The 16987-nt window shown below is 72.4% G+C and carries 13 protein-coding genes and 1 other RNA gene; 8 read left to right on the top strand and 6 right to left on the bottom strand.

Annotated elements, in window-relative coordinates; translation table 11 throughout:
- Positions 1-435: 435 nt before the first annotated feature.
- A complete protein-coding gene (locus tag ACPA54_RS32245) occupies positions 436-1200 on the bottom strand; it encodes an SDR family NAD(P)-dependent oxidoreductase (RefSeq protein WP_345673411.1) in 765 nt (254 codons plus the stop codon).
- A gap of 329 nt (positions 1201-1529) precedes the next feature.
- On the bottom strand, positions 1530-2741 hold the full coding sequence (locus ACPA54_RS32240) for a PASTA domain-containing protein (protein ID WP_423535091.1): 1212 nt from the start codon (positions 2739-2741) through the stop codon (positions 1530-1532).
- Positions 2742-3093: 352 nt separating this feature from the next.
- Here ACPA54_RS32240 and ACPA54_RS32235 point away from each other — a divergent pair, with 352 nt between their 5' ends.
- From ACPA54_RS32235 to ACPA54_RS32220, 4 genes are all read left to right on the top strand, one after another.
- Positions 3094-4107, top strand: coding sequence for an ABC transporter substrate-binding protein (locus tag ACPA54_RS32235; protein ID WP_345673413.1), 1014 nt, complete (start codon positions 3094-3096; stop codon positions 4105-4107).
- A gap of 81 nt (positions 4108-4188) precedes the next feature.
- Positions 4189-5019 (top strand): Nif3-like dinuclear metal center hexameric protein, encoded by an 831-nt coding sequence (locus tag ACPA54_RS32230; RefSeq protein WP_345673414.1) that lies wholly within the window; start codon positions 4189-4191, stop codon positions 5017-5019.
- Positions 5020-5199: 180 nt separating this feature from the next.
- Positions 5200-5943, top strand: a complete 744-nt coding sequence (locus tag ACPA54_RS32225; RefSeq protein ID WP_423535243.1) for a zinc ribbon domain-containing protein — start codon at positions 5200-5202, stop codon at positions 5941-5943.
- On the top strand, positions 5940-7250 hold the full coding sequence (locus tag ACPA54_RS32220; protein WP_423535088.1) for a bifunctional RNase H/acid phosphatase: 1311 nt from the start codon (positions 5940-5942) through the stop codon (positions 7248-7250). Before ACPA54_RS32225 ends, ACPA54_RS32220 begins: the two co-directional genes overlap by 4 nt.
- Positions 7251-7486: 236 nt before the next feature.
- Here ACPA54_RS32220 and yaaA read toward each other — a convergent pair whose 3' ends face one another.
- Entirely contained in the window at positions 7487-8284 is a 798-nt protein-coding gene (gene yaaA / locus ACPA54_RS32215; protein ID WP_423535087.1) for a peroxide stress protein YaaA, read from the bottom strand.
- 320 nt (positions 8285-8604) lie between these two features.
- Between yaaA and ACPA54_RS32210 the strand changes: the two genes are divergently transcribed.
- A complete protein-coding gene (locus tag ACPA54_RS32210) occupies positions 8605-10050 on the top strand; it encodes an RNB domain-containing ribonuclease (RefSeq protein WP_423535085.1) in 1446 nt (481 codons plus the stop codon).
- A 719-nt stretch (positions 10051-10769) separates the two neighbouring features.
- On the opposite strand, the gene ACPA54_RS32205 is transcribed toward ACPA54_RS32210, so the two are convergent.
- Positions 10770-11069 carry a 4a-hydroxytetrahydrobiopterin dehydratase gene (locus ACPA54_RS32205; RefSeq protein WP_423535083.1) on the bottom strand — a complete coding sequence of 100 codons (300 nt, stop codon included), beginning with the start codon at positions 11067-11069 and terminating at the stop codon, positions 10770-10772.
- Positions 11070-12305: an NsdA family TPR-like regulatory protein gene (locus ACPA54_RS32200; RefSeq protein WP_423535081.1), complete on the bottom strand. Its 1236-nt coding sequence runs from the start codon at positions 12303-12305 to the stop codon at positions 11070-11072. It abuts the gene before it with no gap.
- A 17-nt stretch (positions 12306-12322) separates the two neighbouring features.
- Between ACPA54_RS32200 and ACPA54_RS32195 the strand changes: the two genes are divergently transcribed.
- Together ACPA54_RS32195 and ACPA54_RS32190 are read left to right on the top strand one after the other, a co-directional pair.
- On the top strand, positions 12323-13033 hold the full coding sequence (locus tag ACPA54_RS32195) for a hypothetical protein (RefSeq protein ID WP_423535079.1): 711 nt from the start codon (positions 12323-12325) through the stop codon (positions 13031-13033).
- 620 nt (positions 13034-13653) lie between these two features.
- Positions 13654-14775: a methyltransferase domain-containing protein gene (locus ACPA54_RS32190; RefSeq protein WP_423535077.1), complete on the top strand. Its 1122-nt coding sequence runs from the start codon at positions 13654-13656 to the stop codon at positions 14773-14775.
- A gap of 126 nt (positions 14776-14901) precedes the next feature.
- Here ACPA54_RS32190 and rnpB read toward each other — a convergent pair.
- Positions 14902-15305, bottom strand: an RNA gene (gene rnpB, locus ACPA54_RS32185) — RNase P RNA component class A.
- Between the two features lie 442 nt (positions 15306-15747).
- Here rnpB and ACPA54_RS32180 point away from each other — a divergent pair.
- A complete protein-coding gene (locus ACPA54_RS32180) occupies positions 15748-16965 on the top strand; it encodes an MFS transporter (protein WP_423535075.1) in 1218 nt (405 codons plus the stop codon).
- Positions 16966-16987: the final 22 nt, after the last annotated feature.

Here is a 16987-nt window from a genome sequence, read left to right as displayed (position 1 = left end):
GTGGTGCGGTACGGCGTGGTGCCCGCGAACTCGTGGTGCAGACAAAACCCTGATACCCCCCTCGCGTCCGGTCCGGCGGATTGAGCCGTCCGCCGGGCCGGCGCCCGGAACCCGCCGCCGACCTCCGGAAACACCGGCGGTCGACTTGAACTGCCCGACAGGGAACCGGTGTTGCCTTGGTGGAGCGGCAGTCCCGGTCGGAACGAGAACGACCGTACGAGCCGCGTTCGGGTGCTCTCAACGAGTTACGGGGCGGTTCACCCGCATGGGTGAAGTAACCTCGGAATCAGGATCTGACGGGGCGTTGGGGCGGTATTGGGATAAACGTACGAGGCGCCGGGCGGAGAGCCCGACGCCTCGTGTGACGTGCGGATTTGCCGATGCGGTCGGCTGCGCGCCGACTGCGCTCCGGGCTCGAACCGGCCCGGAGCGGGGCTACTTCGGCTGGAAACGGATTCCGCCGTCGAGCCGGATCACCTCGGCGTTGAGGTAGCTGTTGGTCAGCAGTTCGTACGCGAGGCTCGCAAATTCCTCCGGCACACCCATGCGCTTGGGGAAGAGCACGGCCGCGCCCAGCGTGTCCTTGACCGTCTGCGGGGCGAGGTCGAACAACGCGGTGTCCATGGTGCCCGGGGCGATCGTGTTGACGCGCACGCCGACCGCGGACAGGTCACGCGCGACCGGCAGCGTCATCCCGGCTACGGCGGCCTTGGAGGCGCCGTAGGCGGCCTGGCCGATTTGGCCGTCGAACGCGGCGACGGAAGCGGTGCAGACGATCGCGCCGCGCTCGTTGTCCGCTTGCGGCTCGTTCTTCGCCATTGCGGCGGCCGCGATGCGGATCGCGTTGAACGTGCCGATGAGGTTGAGCTTGACGATGAACTCGAAGGGGGCGAGCGGGTGCGGGCTGCCGTCGCGGCCGACGGTGCGGGCCGCGTAGCCGGTGCCGGCGCACGCGACGAGCGCGCGCAGCGGCGCGGCCGCGACGGCGGCGTCGACGGCGGCCTGGACCTGGGCTTCGTCGGTGACGTCGGTGTTGGCGAAGATGCCGCCGATCTCGGCGGCGACCTTGGTGCCGCGCTCTTCGTTCTTGTCCGCGACGACGACGGTGGCCCCGCCGGCGGCCAGGCGCCGGGCGGTCGCCTCGCCGAGCCCGGAGGCGCCCCCGGTGACGACGGCGGACGCTGCGGAGAGATCGAGCATGGTGGGCCCCCTCGGACGAGTCCTTGACTGAGACAAGTGCATTCCTGGGAGGGAGCATGGCACGGCGGGGGTGGGGAGGCGCAACGGGGCCCGGGGCGCCGCCGGGTGGGATCAGGTGGGCGACGGGGCCCGGGCCGGGCGGCCACGGGTTTGCGGAGTGCTGCGGGGCCCGGGCTGACCGGCCACGGGTTTGCGGAGTGCTGCGGGGCTTGGCGGGCGCGCTGCCGATGCTCCCCCGCCCCCCCGCCCCCCGCGCCCCCCGCGCGCACGCCGCCGACCGGCCGACCCTCCGGGCCGCCCGGCCGCGGCGAGCCTCCGCCGTCCTCGCCTCAGCCCCCCGCCGAGACCTGCACCGCGACTCCGACCCCCGCCGGGGTGCTCGGCGGCTGGTAGCCGATCGTCAGCGCCACGCGGGTGCGTGCCGGGACCTGCGCGCCGGCGTCCGGCGACTGGGCGACGACGACGCAGCCGGGCGCGTTGAAGTTCCGCGCGCACGGGGACTTCGCGTCCGCGACCTGGGCGCTCGCCCGGAGCCCGGCGCCGTCGATCTCCCCGGCCGCCGCGGCGTATCCGTCCCCGATCACGCCCGGCACGGTCACCAGCGCCGGCGCCTGCGAGGACGGCGGTGCGGTGGTGCCCGGCGCCGTCGTCCGCGGCGTCGTCGGCGCGGTCGTGGCCGGTGCGGTGGTCCGCGTGCGGGTCGCCGTCGCCGTGCGGGTGCGGCTCGCCGACGTGCTCGGGGCCGCCTCCGTCGTCGCCACGTCCGTCGGAAGGGCGCCGTCCGCGGGAGTCGCCGACACCGTGTCCGAGGCTGTCGACGACGGCGCCGTCGAGGTCGCGGCCACCGCCCGCGTCGGGTTCCTCTTCCCGCCGCCTCCCGACCCGGCCGCGGCCATCCCCACGATCAGCGCGGCGACGACCGCCACCGCCGCGACCGCGCCCGCGGCCATCATCCGGGTGCGCCGGGACCGCTGCGCCGCCGCCGCGGCGGCGCGCGAGCCACGGGTCGGAACCGGGTCCGCGGCGCCGGGGGGCCGGACGACCACCCACGCGGCGGCGGCGATCCGCCGGTCCCGCGTCGACACCACCCGCAGCGGCAGTTCGATCTCGTCGTCGGCGCGCGCGTCCGCGGCTGTCCCCGCACCGTCCGCGCCCGGGTCGCCGAACCAACCGCCGACCCCGGTGAGCGCGCCGGACGGATCCCAGTCCCACGGCACCGCGTACCGCACCGTCCAGACGGAATCGCCCCCGGGCGAGGTCTCGCCGGGGGCGCCGTGGCGTTCGACCGTGACCCGGTCGCCTATCTCGCGGCGCAGTTCGAGCACGTACTTGTCCGGCTCGCTGCCCGCGTTGCGGACGGTCAGCCGTATCTCGACCGTGTCGCCGGGCCGCGCGAGCACTTCGTCCGGAGCCGCGGCGACTTGCACGGCCAGCGCCGGATCCCCCTCGCGCCGGCCCTCCAGATCCGCGCCGCAGCCGTACCCCGCGCAGTACCGGTACCCCGGCTCGTTGCCGGTCCCGCAGAGGATGCAGTGCACCATCTGTTCCCGCCCCCTGTACGGATAGCGGGAGCCCGGGCCGTGGGTCGGCCCCGGTCGCCCCCGTGACGCTCCGGGTCGGACGCCGTTGTCGCGACGCTGCGGCGCGAGCCACCCCTGCCACACCCCGGGAAAGGGCGGCGGCCGCGTCGCCGGTCCTACACCTTCTGCCGGACGGTTGGGGGTAGTTGGCGGAACCGCCGCGCGAATCGCGAACCGCGGTGTGAGGTTTCTCCGCGTTGCAGGGGGTTGGTCGGGCCCTCCGATTGCTGATAGATAAGGTAAGCCTTACCGAAGATTTGCGGTGTCGGGTCGATGTCGGCCGTCCGCGCCCGTTCGAGCCCCTGGAGCCCCCATGCGACCCACCCGCCGCACAGCCGCGCTCGTCGCCCTCGCCGCCTCCGCGGCCCTCGTCGTGACCGCCTGCGGCGACGACGGCAAGAAGAAGACCGACCAGTCCTCGGTGGCCGCGGGCGGCAAGGACTTCGGCGGGGCCGGCCAGGCCACCTCCGAGATGGGCACCGACGCCAAACCCGGGCAGTTCCCGCGTACCGTGCGCACCGCGATGGGCGACGTGGTGGTCAAGGAGAAGCCCAAGCGCGTCGTCGTCCTCGACTCCGGCGAACTCGACAACGTCGTCGCCCTCGGCATACAGCCGGTCGGCGTCGCGTACACCGAAGGCTCGCCGCAGATGCCCGCGTACCTCGCGGACAAGGCGGGCAAGCCGGCGAACGTCGGCACCACCAACGCGCTCAACCTCGAGGCGATCAACAACCTCAAGCCCGACCTGATCCTGGGCAGCAAGCTGCGCGCCGAACAGCAGTACCCGCAGCTGTCCCAGATCGCCCCGACGGTGTTCTCCGTGCGCCCCGGCTTCACGTGGAAGGAGAACTTCCGCCTGAACGCCGCCGCGCTCGACAAGGTCGACGAGGCGAACAAGCAGCTCTCCGACTACGAAGCGCGCGCCAAGGCACTCGGCGAGAAGCTCGGGCCGAACAAGCCGACCGTCACGATGGTCCGCTTCATGCCCGGCAAGATCCGCCTGTACGCGAACAAGTCGCTCATCGGCACCGTCCTCCAGGACGTCGGCCTGCCGCGCCCGGCCAACCAGAACATCGACGACCTCGCCGTCGAGGTCAGCGAAGAGCGCATCACCGAGGCGGACGCCGACCGCATCTTCGTCGGGACTTACGGCCCGGCGGACAAGACCGCCATCGCGAAGGTCACCGACAACCCGTTGTGGAAGAACCTCAACGCGGTCAAGAACGGCAAGGCCGTGACGGTCTCCGACGAGACGTGGTTCCTCGGCCTCGGCGTGGAGGCGGCCAACCGCATCCTGGACGACCTGGAGAAGAACCTCGCGGTCTGACCTCCGTGTAGCCCGCCCGTTTGTCCACAGGCCCGGTCTCCTCCGCCAAGGGGACCGGGCCTGTCACGGTAATCTCGACGCGTGCCCACGCTCTCCGACGTCCTCGCCGTCCTCCACCGCCTCTACGACCCCGCCTGGGCCGAGTCGTGGGACGCCGTCGGCCTGGTCTGCGGCGATCCGGACGCCGAGGTGCGCAAGGTGATGTTCGCCGTCGACCCGGTGCAGGCGGTCGCCGACGAAGCCCTCGCGTGGGGCGCCGACCTGCTGGTCACCCACCACCCGCTGTTCCTGCGCGGCGTGCACTCGGTCGCCGCGACCGGCTTCAAGGGCCGCGTCGTGCACCGCCTGATCAAGGGCGACTGCGCCCTCGCCGTCGCGCACACCAACGCCGACTCCGCCGACCCCGGCGTCTCCGACGCGCTCGCCGCCGCCCTCGGCCTCACCGTGACCGGCCCGCTCGACCCGAGCGCCGCCGACCCGGAGGGCTGCCGCGGCATCGGCCGGGTCGGCACCCTCCCCGAGCCGGAGACCCTCGCCGCGTTCGCCGCCCGCGCCGCCAAGGCGCTGCCCGCGACCGCGCAGGGCATCCGCGTCGCGGGCGACCCGGACCGGCTCGTGCACACCGTCGCGGTGTGCGGCGGCGCGGGCGACAGCCTGTTCGCGGCCGCCCGCCGCAGCGGCGCCGACGTGTACCTCACCGCCGACCTGCGCCACCACCCCGCGTCCGAAGCCGTCGAGGCGGGCAGCCCCGCCCTCGTCGACGCCGCGCACTGGGCCACCGAGTGGCCGTGGCTCGACCAGGCCGCCCGGGAACTGACCGCCGCGGCCGCCGCGTCCGGGGCTACCGTGGAGACGTACGTCTCCCGACTGCCCACCGACCCGTGGGTGTTCCACGTGCCCAGCCCCACCTGACCCGACCCGGCCGGGCCGTCCGCTCGGTGCCCGACGCGACCCGTCCGGCCCGCCGCGCAGCCCGCCCGGCAGGCGGCCGCCGATGCCTCGGCCGCGCCGCCCGACCCGCAGCACCACGGGGCCGACCGGCCCCCGGCCCGAAGCACTCAGGCCTGAAACACTCGCGTGAAGGAGATCCCGCTGAACGCCGCGCCCGCCGACCAGCTCCGCCTGCTCGACCTGCAGGCCCTCGACTCGCGTCTGGACCGGCTCGCCCACCGCCGCCGGACGCTCCCCGAGCACGAGGAGATCGACCGCCTCGGCGGTCGCCTCACCACGCTCCGCGACCTCGTGGTGGCCGCGGAGACCGAGGACAGCGACGCCGCCCGCGAGCAGACCAAGGCCGAGCAGGACGTCGACCAGGTCCGCACCCGCGCCGTCCGCGACCAGCAGCGCCTCGACTCCGGGCACATCACCAACCCGAAGGAGCTGGAGAACCTCCAGCACGAGATCACCTCGCTCGCCAAGCGCCAGGGCGACCTCGAAGAGGTCGTGCTGGAGGTCATGGAGCGCCGCGAGGAGATCCAGGCCCGCCTCGCCGGCCTCATTGCGGAACGCGACGCCGCCCAGGCCGAGCGCGACGCCGCCGCGGCCCGCCGCGACGCCGCGATCGCCGAGATCGACACGGAGAGCGCCGGCGACGCCAAGCAGCGTGACGTCGTCGCCGCGGCCGTCCCCGCCGACCTGCTCGCGCTCTACGAGAAGATCCGCGAGCAGGCGCACGGCGTCGGCGCCGCGGCGCTCTACCAGCGCCGTTGCGAAGGCTGCCGCCTGGAACTCGGCATCACCGACCTGAACGCCATCCGCAGCGCCGCGCCGGACACGGTCGTGCGCTGCGACAACTGCCGCCGGATCCTCGTCCGCACCGCAGAGTCGGGCCTTTGAGCACCCGGCGGTTCATCGTCGAGGCGGACGGCGGGTCGCGCGGGAACCCGGGGCCCGCGGCGTACGGCGCGCTGGTCCGCGACGCCGCGACCGGCGCGGTGCTGTGGGAGCGCGGCGAGTCCATCGGCAAGGCGACCAACAACGTCGCCGAATACCGCGGCGTGCTGGCCGGCCTCCTCGCGGCGCGCAGCCTCGACCCGGACGCCCCGGTCGAGGTCCGCGCCGACTCCAAACTGGTCGTCGAACAGATGTCGGGCCGCTGGAAGATCAAGCACCCCGACATGAAGGTCCTCGCCGACGAAGCCCGCGCGGTCTACCCGCCCGGCCGGGTGACCTACACGTGGGTGCCGCGCGCCAAGAACGCGCACGCCGACCGCCTCGCCAACGAGGCGATGGACGCGGCGGCGCAGGGCAAGGAATGGGAGCCGAAGAGGCCGGCCGTGGCGGCGGACGAGGCCGAGGACGCGTCGAACGCGGCGCCGGCGATGTCGGCGGCCGACGCCAGGGCGGCGGCTCGGGCCGCGGCGGCGGGGAGCCGTGCGGCGGGATCGAGTGCGGTGGACTCGGGTGCGGTGGACTCGGGTGCGGCGGGTTCGGGTGCGGCGGGGGCTTCGGCTGCTTCGGTGGGCGGGCCCGAGCTGCCCAAGTCCGTCCCGCCGCCCACCGGTTGGGGCCCGGACCTGGGGACGCCCACCACCGTGGTGCTGCTGCGGCACGGCGAGACGCCGCTGACCCCGCAGAAGCGCTTCTCGGGCGTGGGCGGCGACCCGGAACTGTCCGAACGCGGCCGGTGGCAGGCCGAGCGCGCCGCCGAGCTGCTGGCCGCGCGCGGCACGATCCAGGCGATCGTGTCGTCGCCGCTGTCCCGCTGCCGGCAGACCGCGGACGCCGCGGCCCGCCGCCTCGGGCTCGACGTCCGCGTGGAAGAGGGCTTCCGGGAAACCGACTTCGGCGCCTGGGAAGGCCTCACCTTCGGCGAGGTCCGCGAGCGCTGGCCCGACGAGCTGTCCGAATGGCTGGTCTCGCCGGACTTCGCGCCGCCCGGCGGGGAGAGCTTCACCGAGGTCGCCCACCGCGTCGTCGTCGCCCGCGACAAGGTCCTGGCCCACTACCCAGGCCAGACCGTGCTGATCGTCACGCACGTGACGCCGATCAAGACCCTCGTCCGGCTCGCCCTGGACGCACCCGCGCAGTCGATGTTCCGCATGGAGCTGTCGGCGGCGGCCCTCACCGCGATCAACTGGTGGGCGGACGGGAACGCGTCGCTGCGGGTCTACAACGACACGTCGCATTTGCGCGGGGAATAGCGCGCGGGGGAGCGGGGCCCGGCGAGCAGTCTCCGGGGAGCAGTCTCCAGGGAGCAGTCTCCGGGGAGCGGGGCCGAGGGAGCCGTCTCCGGGGGAGTGGGACGCGGGGGAGCAAGAACTGTTCGGCCCCGTACGCCGTTGGGCGTGCGGGGCCGAGTGCCGCCCGAGTGCCGCCCGAGTGCCGCCCGAGTGCCGTCCGGTCGGGCGGCCGACGTTTCGTGGGGGGCGGGCAGCGCTCAGATCTCGGCGACGACCACGTCGAGCGCCCAGGCCGAGTTGCGCTTGGCCGGCGCCTTGACCTCGACCGTCCATCCCAAGTCCTGAAGGGCCTCCGCGAGTTCCGCGGGGTTCCGGGGCTCGGTGCCGGTCTCCAGGAGCTGCCGGGTCAGCCGCCCCTTCGTCGCCTTGTTGAAGTGACTCACCACCGACCGCTTCATCACACCGTCGACCGCGCGCTCGTGCAGCACCCGCACGGTGGCCGTGCGCGCCGCGACCTCGCCCTCCGGCCGCCACGCCGCCGCGTACGCGGCCGACCGCAGGTCCAACACCAGCCCGTCCCCGGCCCGTTGCGGCAGCGGCTTGGCCATCGCCTCGCGCCACAGGCCGGGCAGGGCGTCCAGGCCCGGCAGGCGTACGCCCATGGAGAGCCGGTACGCCGGCACCCGGTCCGAGGGCCGCAGCGCGCCCCACAGCCCGGAGAACACCAGGACGCTGCGGTCCGCGCGCTTGGCCGCGGCCCCGTCGAGCGTGCCCAGGCCGAGGGCGTCGTACAGCACCCCCGTGTACAGCTCCGACACCGGCAGCGTCGGCGCCTCCCGCAGCTCCAGGTTGCGCAGCACCTCGCCGCGCAGCTTCGGGCCGAGGCCGAGCACCTCCAAGGCCCCCATCTCGTCGCCCTCGCACAGCGTGATCAGCGAGTCGACGATCCGCTCGCGCGTCGCGTTGAGGTCGGGCAGGGAGAGCCCGGCGAGGTCGAGCACGGGCCCCGTACTCCCGGCGGCCTTGCCTTCCGAGGGGGGCAGGAGGACGAGCACGGACGGAGCTCCCAAGGCGTGCGGACGGACTGAGCGACGGACGTGACCGGATCGACGGGCGTGACCGACGGGACTGCCGGGACCGCCGCAACGGCGGCCCGACCGCGGATCCGACGGTGCGACGAACACCGGCACCGGGCGACGAGGCGTCCGGCGCGGCGACTTCGCGTCGGCGCGGCGTCCCTACCTTATGACCCGCCGTGACCGGCAACGCTCCGGATGGGCCGCGTCGGTTTCCGCGTCGCCGTTCCCGGCCGCTTCTTCCCGGCCGGGTCCGTTTCCTCCGCTTTCTTTTCCGCGAACAGGCCTAAGCTCGGCCTGTGCCCCGACGCCATCTGCACCTCAAAGCCGCCGACGGCGAGCGGCTGCGTGCCGGGTTCGCCGCGCTCCGCGCCGACCTCGGACTGCCCGGCGCGTTCCCGCCCGCCGCCCTCGCCGAAGCCGACGCCGCGGCGGTGACCGGGGCCCGCACGGTCCCCGGCGGCCGGACCCGCCGCGACGCGACCGACCTGCCGTTCCTCACCATCGACCCGGCCGGATCCCGCGACCTCGACCAGGCCATGCACCTCGAACGGCGCGGCACCGGCTACCGCGTCCACTACGCCATCGCCGACGTCGCCGCCTGGGTCACCCCCGGCGGCGCCATCGACACCGAGGCGATGCGCCGCGTCGAAACCCTCTACCTGCCCGACGGCAGCATCCCGCTGCACCCGCCGGTGCTCTCCGAAGGCCCGGCCAGCCTGCTCCCCGGCCAAGACGCCCCGGCACTCCTGTGGATCCTCGACCTGGACGCCGACGGCGAACTCGTCGGGACGGACGTACATCGCGCCACCGTCCGCTCGCGCCGGCGCTTCGACTACGGCGAAGTCCAGCGAGCCGTCGACGCCGGCACCGCCGAAGAACCCCTCACCCTGCTCCGCGACATCGGCCTCCTCCGCGAACGCGCCGAACGCGACCGCGGCGGCATCAGCCTGCCCATCCCGGAACAGGAAGTCGTCGAAGCCCGCGGCACCTGGCACCTGGAATTCCGCGCCCCGATCCCGGCCGAAGGCTGGAACGCGCAGATCTCCCTGCTCACCGGCATGGCCGCCGCCGACCTCATTACGTACGCGGGCGTCGGCATCCTCCGCACCCTCCCCGACGCCCCGGCCACCGCCCTCGCGCAACTCCGCCGGGTCGCGCGGGCGCTGGAGGTGGACTGGCCGGACGGGACCACATACGGCGACGTCATCCGCGCACTCGACCCGGCCCGCCCCAACAACGCCGCGTTCCTCCAGGAAGCCACCGGCCTGCTCCGCGGCGCCGGCTACACCGCCTTCGACGCGGGCGTCCCCGAACTGGCCACCCACGCCGCGGTCGCCGACGAGTACACCCACGTCACCGCGCCCCTCCGCCGCCTCGTCGACCGCTTCGCCGGGGAGGTCTGCGCCGCCCTCGTCGCGGGCACGGACATCCCCGACTGGGTGATGAGCCGCCTCCACGAACTCCCGAAAGCCATGGAAACCGGCGACCGCAAGGCCCACGAAGTCGAACGCGAGTGCGTGGACCTGGTCGAGGCCGCGGTCCTGGAACCCTACGTCGGCGAACACTTCGACGGCATCGTCGTCGACCTCAACGACCGCCAGGACGCGGGGACGGTACAGCTGCGCCGCCCCGCCGTCCGCGCGAAGTTCGCGGGCCCCGGGCTGAAACTCGGCGCACCGGCCCGAGTACGGCTGACAGACGCGGACTTGGGCCGACGGAGGGTGCGCTTCGCACCGGGGTGAGGGTGCGCCGACGGGCGGCCGGCTGCGGCGTGGGGTGCTGACGAGTTCCGGGCTCGATGGCGCGGACGCCATCCTCGCCCGTGCTCCTCACACGCGTGTGGCGACTGTCGTTGCGGGAGCCTTTCAGGGGGCGCACCATTCGAACCGGGCTCGAAGGCTTCGCCATCATCGCCCTCGAACCGGCGTGAGCTGGGGCGGTCTCCGTCCCTGGTGCGGTTGCGGGTGTGCAAGCGGTTGCCGATCTTGCCGCGGGGTTGCGCGGTGCCGCCAAGGCGGCCCCGCGCCTACGAACACCAGCGTTGTTCGACGACGGGTGGGGGTTGAGGACGGCAGAACCGCGGCGCGCTGTCAGACTCGGGCTCGAAGGCTTCGCCATCGTCGCCATCGAACCGAGAGACCGACGGTGCTGCTCCTGCTGCATTCCCCGTGGCGGGGACGTGCTGGGGAACCAGAAACCTGTCCAGAGCCAGAAACCTGTCCAGAGCCAGGTCTGTACCAGAACGACGTGCACGACGGCGCGCTGCCGGCCTCGGGATTGAAGGCTCGCTGCACTCGATCGCACGGGTACTGCTGACGGTTTTGGTGGAAGCCGTGAGCGGGTACCGGTGGCTGATCGCCGAACGCAGCCGCGCGCCTGAGACGCCGCTCAACAGCCGGGATTACCGGCAGCGGGGCATGATGTCACCCGGTTGTGGTGCCGTGCCTCGGCCGCGATGTCCTCACTGCGCGCCGTGGGCGGGGGCCGCTGCTTCGATACGCCGCGCGAGTTCGATGTCGTGCTCGGCGACATGCCCGCCGAGGTCGCTCGACGAGATCGAAATGTGCAGCGTCTTGTAGCCAAGGGTGGCGTTGGAGTGGTGGCCCCACTCGTCTTGGATCGCCGCAATGTGCATGACGAATGCCGCACCTGGGATGTGCGTGATCGAGTAGGTGCGTTCGATCTTTCGGCCGTCTGTGGTCCAGCCGGACAGGTCCCGGATGCGCTCGGCGATTTCGTCGTGAGCGAGTACCTCAGCCATTCATGCCCCCTTGAGGACCGGTGCCAGGACATCGGCCAAGTCACGGCCGACCCGGGCATCGTGCCACGGCCTAACGTCCTCGGCGAGAGCCTTCAGTTCGCGGGCTCCACGTGCAGAGCCCGTCTCAATGGCGAGAGCCACCGCGGGGCGGGCCATGCCGAGCGCCTGGTCGGGGTCGCCCTGCTGAGCCTTGGCACGGGCATGTCGGGCGGTCCAGACACCGATGTCCCGGCGGGACACGCTGGGGCTGGCCGGGATGATCTGCTGCCACAGTCGGTCGGCGGCGATGGCTTCGCCGAGACGGCCGTAGCAAGTCGCCCGCTGTACCTCGACGTAGCCGGGAGTGCGAAGACACGCGGTTCCCCACTGCTCGACGTCGACACGATCGACGAGCTGCGCGGCCTTGTCGAGGAGCCGGTCTACTTCGCGGCGATTGTGGAGCAAGGATGCACCGTGTGCCTGCTGCTGCAGGGCGAACACCTGTACCTCTGGGGACAGTCGGTCCGCGAAACGCAGAGCGTTCCCGCACAGATCGACGACTGCGCCTCCGGCCCCGAGATCCGTGTGTGCCATGGCGCGGTCGACCAGTGAGCAGGCCACCGCCTCGATGTTGCCGGAACGATGCCCGAGTTCGAGCGCCGCACTGTGCCAGTGCAGCGCGCCGGCAGCGTCGCTGGCGTCAAGGAACAGCCATCCTGCGAAGGCCGCATACGCGCATCCGATTTCGGTAAGGCTTGTGCGCACGGCTGCATCTGCCTCCTCGATCAGTCTGCCGATGAGGTTGCACTGCGTGACCACGGTTGCGACGAGTGCACGAGGCCCAAGCATCATGTCGGCCTCGTAGTGACCGGCGAGTTGCTTGCGGAAGTAGTCGACGAGTGCAGGGTCGACGCGTTGCGGCGTCCATCCGGCGGCCGGTATGGCGAAGACGGATGCACCGGTGAGTGTGAGGAATTGGCGACGGTCGACGGCCGCAACCGGTGGCGGCGAGGTCGGCCGTTCCGATGGCACTCCGGGGCGGGAGTCCGGCGCGGCGATGCCGAGCTCGTGTTCGCTGCAGCGGGTCAACGCGACGAGGAGGCGGCGGTATACGGGCCGGGGTCGGCCGGTTTCGCCGTCCTCCCATTTCGCGATCAGCCGCGGGTCCACGCCGACGTTCTCGCCCAGTTCGGCCGCCTTCGCCGCGAGGGCATCGGCGAACTCGGCGCGGGACTGCTTGAACTGCTCGGCCCGCACCGAGCGGAGCTTGTCGTGTGTCCGGGCACGTCGACAGCCCACATGGTCCCGCGTGGCTGCGCGTGCTCGTTGCCGCGCCCGGCACGGTGCCCGACCTGCTGCGGGACGGAGCGGTGTCGGCCGCGGTCCTCGACGGCCAGGGCGTCGCGAAGCCGCGGCTGCTCGGCCACGTCGATTTCGACTACGGCGAGTTCGTGTGCCGCGCCGAACTGTCGACGCCGGTGGACGAACCGACTGTCTCCGCCGGGGAAGTCCTGCAGACCGATCCGCGGCTGCCCGACGCGTGGTGGGCCGGCCTCCGCGCATCGTTGACCGCGCTCGCCGCCGTTCCGACCGGCCGATGTCCGCGGACCCAGCAGCAGATCGACCGAGTCCTCGGCACGGTCTACGGGCCTGACCTGGACACCACCGTGCACACGTGGGCCACCGCCCATGGCGACCTGCGATGGTCCAATCTCACCGCCCGGACGCCGGTCATCCTCGACTGGGAATTCTGGGGGACCGCCCCGGTCGGCACGGACGCGGCCACCCTGTACTGCACGAGCCTCCTGGTCCCCGACGTCGCCGATGAAATCCGCCACCGGTTTGCGGACGTCCTCGACACTTCGGACGGGCGCCTCGCGCAACTCGGCATCATCGCGCAGCTCCTGCGCCACCCTGACCGTGCCGACCTTGCGGTCGCGCTGCGTGTTCACGCAGCAGGGCTCGGCCATCCCGTCCGGGGCTGAGCAGTGGCTCACCGTCAGCGCGATGAAGAGTGTGTTGATGGCCTGCCAAGGGCCCAGCGGCTTCGGCTCACGGTGCCGTGCTTCATGACCACGAGCCGCCGGGCGCGTGGCCATCCGGCCCAACTGGAACCAGGACGTTTGGAAGCCGCGCTCGACACCGTGGGTGGCGAGTCGATCGTGTCGTTCGCGGCGTGGCGTGGGTACACCGATCCCGCGATCACCGTGTGGACCTGCACGACCGTGGACGCGACGAAGGCCACCCCGTCTCCGCCTTCGAGTGTCATGGCTGAGGGCGAAGCCCCCGTTCGTGGAACTGGTGCGGTGGTCTGCAGCGGCGCAAGGCCGTGTGGAAAACCACAGCGGCGCGTTGCTCGAAGGAGGGAATGATGACCGCCGACCGGCACCGGGGCCCGCACGCCCCCATCGTGGAGCCCCCGATCCCGTGTCCGCCACCTCCACCTCCTCCGCCACCGGTGCCGCCGCACTGATCAGCCAAGCAGGACGAAACGGAAGGGAGCACCAGATGCCGGAGCCCGACCCGAACCCGCGGCCGAGTCCGCCGCCGGGGAAGCCGGAGCAGGATGGGACCCCGCCGGCCGGACCCGGGAAGCGCAGGAAAGATGACGCGTGAGGAACAGACGGGCGGGGTCGGGGAAAACATCTCCTTGGCCCTGCTCGGGCGTGACCGCGGCCCGTTCATCCCGGCAGCCTTCCATGACGATGTGCTCGTCGACCGGGCGGTCGACGCGGAGCGGTGGCGCGCCGCGGTGAATGCGGACGCGGTGATCGTCACGCAATGGAACGACGGCGTCGAGGTCGAGGCCGGGGAGCGTGTGGCGACCTGCTCGTGTTCGATGCCGACGACCGTGCGGCAGATGCTGGACGCTCTTGATGTCCGAGAGGGCCACCGGGTGCTGGAAGTCGGCACCGGGACGGGGTACACCGCGGCACTGCTGCGGGATCGCGTCGGGCCTACCGGCCATGTTGTCTCCGTCGAGGTCGACGAGGCCCTCGCCCGTATCGCGCGGAGGAACCTCGCCGCGGTTGGCGTCGACGTCCAGGTCGTCACCGCTGACGGACTTGACGGTTATGCCGAAGGGGGTCCGTACGACCGGGTGTTCGTTACCTGCGGGATCCGCACGGTACCGGCCGCATGGCTGTCCCAAGCGGTGACCGGAGCACGGATCGTCATGCCGTGGGGGACGCAGTTCATGCCGTCGCACGATGTGTTGGTGGCTCTGGTGAAGGCAGCCGACGGCAGCGCGTCCGGCAGGTTCGCCGAGGGACTGAGCTACATGAAAGCCCGGTCGCAGCGGACCGCGTGGCCGACGTTCCCCGAAGGGTGGATTGCGGCTGCCACGTCGGGCGAGTCGGACGTGCCGGCCTCGACCGTGGACATCGGGAGCGTCGGATTCATGCAGTTGGTCGTCGGCTTCGTGTTGCCCGACGTCATGACGACCGTGCTTGAAAACGACGGATCGACGACTCGCTACCTGTACCGCAGGGGATCGGGTGGCGTCTCGTGTGCGGCGGTGACGTACGCGGTTGGGGCGCCGACTGCTACGTACACGTACGGTCCGGACGACTTGGCCGACGAGTTCATCGCCGCTGCCGAGTGGTTCCGGGACCACGGTCGCCCAGAGCCGGAAGGCTTCGGCCTCACCGTGACTCCGGACGGGCAGCGTGTGTGGTTCGGGACGCCCTCCGGACCGACCCCGCCGACGTGTCCCGCGGCAGGCTGAAGCGATTCGCTGTCATCGCTTGGTGACAACATCTGGGGCTTCCCGGAGAAAGCCCCAGGACGCTCCCCGAGAACCCGCCCGGAGGGCCTGGCGATCTCGGGGGCTGCTGATCAAAGGCGTAGGCGGCGGACGAGTCGGCCTGTACGCCGGGTTCTGTCTCCCAGGTTCCTTGCGGGGCCTGGGGAGGCGGCCATCCATCTCGGGCCGGCGTTGCCGCCGGCCTCCAGCGGTCTACCCGCAGGCTCGGGCGGGCAGCCCTCGAACGCCTGCGCAGGAGCCCTGTCGGGTTCCCTTTTGACCTTGCTCCGGGTGGGGTTTACCGAGCCGCCCGAGTCACCTCGGGCGCTGGTGGTCTCTTACACCACCGTTTCACCCTTACCAGGGGTCCGGAGACTCCTGGCGGTCTGTTCTCTGTGGCACTGTCCCGTGGGTCACCCCAGGTGGGCGTTACCCACCACCCTGCCGTGTGGAGCCCGGACGTTCCTCGACGGGACCCGAGAAGGTCCCGACGCGGCCGCCCGGCCGGCTCGTCCGCCGTGCGGCAAGGATAGCGCGTCGGGGAGGTGGGACCGGCTGGTGGCGGGGTGCGCCCGACCTGCGGGGGAGGGGTGGGCGGAGGGCTCGGGCCGGGTGGTCGATGTGACGGATTCGGTGGAGTGGACTGGGGTGGACCGGGGCGGGCTGGGGTGCGTATGTCGTCTGCGTCGGGGTGGGGTGGGGTGGCAAGCCTCGCCAGGTGGGGGCATGGCGCGGCCGGGGGTGAAGGCTGGCGGGTACGGGTGGGTGAGCTGCTCGGCGCCTCGGTTGGGGGCGGGTCCGCCTCGTCCCGTCTGTATCCCTGGCCGGTTTGCCCGCCGAGCGGGAGCGGGTGACGAGCCTTGCGGTGACGGCCGATTTCCGCCGGTGGTTTGTTGCCGCGCTGGCTGTACTGGATGGCGCCGCCGTTGATCGTTCGTCTGTGAAGGGCCGTTCATGCCTGCCAGTGCAGCCGTCCAGGACTCGCCGAAATCCCCGCCCTCCGGGGTGGTGGCCGGGTCGTCGCCTCGTGGTCGGACGGCCGGGGTGTTGTGTATCGCGCTCGGGATCTTCGTCATCGTCACCACCGAGATCCTGCCGATCGGGCTGCTGCCCTCGATGGCGGCGGGGTTCGGGGTGTCCGACGGCACTGCCGGTTTGCTGGTGACCCTGCCGGGGTTGCTGGCCGCGGTGAGTGCGCCGGGGGTGGCGATCGTGGTCGGGCGGACGGATCGGCGGCGCGTTCTGGTGGGGCTGGTCGTGCTGCTGGCCGTGGTGAACGTGCTGACGGCGTGTGCGCCGTGGTTCTGGCTGGCGATTGCGGCGCGGGCGCTGCTCGGGATCGTCATCGGCGGCTTCTGGTCGATCGGTGCCGCGCTCGCGCCGCGGCTGGTGCCCGCGGAGCGGGTGCCGGCGGCGACCGCGATGATCTTCGCGGCGGTGCCGGCCGGTTCGGTGCTCGGGGTCCCGCTCGGTACTCAGCTGGGTGAACACGCGGGCTGGCGTGTGGTGTTCGCGGTTCTCGCCGGTTTGGCGGCGGTGACCGCCGTGGTCGTCGCGCTCAGTCTTCCCGCGTTGCCGGGACGCGAGGCAGTGCGCTTGCGGGTGCTGGCGGGGTACCTGCGCCACTCGCGCGGCATCCGGACGGCCGTCTGGGTGACGGCCCTGATCGTGGTCGCGCACTTCGCGGCCTACACGTATGTGACGCCCTTCCTCCGCGACGCGGCACACGTCGGCGGAGGCTGGGTGAGCATGTACCTCCTCGTGTACGGCGTCGCCGGCATCGCCGGGACCTTCCTCGCCGGGCGCGCGATCCCCCGCAGCGTCCGGGCAACCTTCATGTCCGCGGCGCTCCTCATCGCCGGGACGGTGGCCCTGCTGCCGCTGCTCGGGCGGTTGCACAGCGCGGCGGCGCTCGGGCTGCTCGTGGTGTGGGGCGTGGCGTACGGCGCGGTTCCGGCGTGCTCGCAGGCGTACTTCCTGCGCGGCGCACCGGATGCGCCCGAGGCCGTGACCGTGCTGTTCACGTCGTCGTTCCAGCTGACCCTGGCCTCGGGGGCGCTGCTCGGCGGACTCGTGGTGGACGCGACCTCGCCGTCGGTGCTGATGGCAGCCGCTGCCGTTCCCGCCGCGTTGGCAGGCGTGTTTGCGTGGGCGGCAAGGCGCGATGGGTGACGGGTGACGGGTGACGGGTGAC

The sequence above is a fragment of the Uniformispora flossi genome, from assembly GCF_049534875.1.
Lineage (GTDB): Bacteria > Actinomycetota > Actinomycetes > Streptomycetales > Streptomycetaceae > Yinghuangia > Yinghuangia aomiensis.
The sequence above is the reverse complement of the archived record's forward strand: the minus strand, read 5'-3'. Positions and strand labels throughout refer to the sequence as shown.